Annotated in this window: 1 protein-coding gene; it reads left to right on the forward strand. The window is 68.6% G+C overall.

The window, feature by feature from the left end; translation table 11 throughout:
- Positions 1-223: L,D-transpeptidase family protein (locus tag E4K09_RS07605; protein WP_166802215.1), on the forward strand; the 223-nt coding region annotated here is incomplete at both ends.

Genomic DNA, 223 nt, shown 5'->3' on the forward strand with positions numbered 1-223 from the left:
CCCTGCCCCACGAGCCACGAGAGGATGTGGCGCGACGATCATCTCTACGACGTGGTGGTCGATATCGCCTGGAACCGGGGTCCCATCAGACGCGGCCGCGGCAGCGCCATCTTCCTCCATCTCGCCCGTCCGGGCTTCCTGCCGACCGAAGGCTGCGTGGCCGTGGATCCGCGCAAGATCCGGCGCCTCCTGGGGCGGATCGGGCCGAAGACACGCATCGAGA

The sequence above is a fragment of the Microvirga pakistanensis genome (assembly GCF_004458765.1).
GTDB lineage: Bacteria > Pseudomonadota > Alphaproteobacteria > Rhizobiales > Beijerinckiaceae > Microvirga > Microvirga pakistanensis.